Annotated in this window: 1 protein-coding gene; it reads left to right on the plus strand. The window is 55.7% G+C overall.

All coding sequences use genetic code 11. The features are described 5' to 3' along the window. A partial coding sequence (locus UA76_RS23875; protein WP_047046913.1) for a hypothetical protein occupies nt 1-429 on the plus strand: 429 nt, incomplete at both ends.

Consider the following 429-nt stretch of genomic DNA (forward strand, 5'->3'; position numbering starts at 1 on the left):
ACGTCCGGATGGACGCCCTGGTGCCGACGAAGACGCCCCAAATTTGATAGTAACGGCGTTGGAAGAGAGCGTAGTAGAAGGTGGCACAGAGGCGTCGCCGCTGTATGTCAACTTTGAAGTGGCGCTTGACGGTCCTGCGTTCGCAGCTGTGGATGTGAAATTGGATACAGCAGGCAGTGCAGAGAGCGGTACTGACTATGAAGCGCTGGAGTTCTTCAATACAGTAAGCGGTCAATGGGAAGCGGTGCCAGCGGATGGGACGATCACTATTGCAGCTTCGGGTGAAGCGGTGAAAGTGCGCGCGCAAGTGATTGACGATTTAGAGACTGAACCGACTGAGACGGTCCGCTTGAAAGCGAGCACCGAGAGCGAACACGTCAGTGACCGAAACGCTTCGGATGTCGTGCGCATTGAAGATGACCGCGGTAC

This window comes from Vibrio mexicanus (assembly GCF_001012815.1).
GTDB classification, from domain to species: Bacteria; Pseudomonadota; Gammaproteobacteria; order Enterobacterales; family Vibrionaceae; genus Vibrio; species Vibrio mexicanus.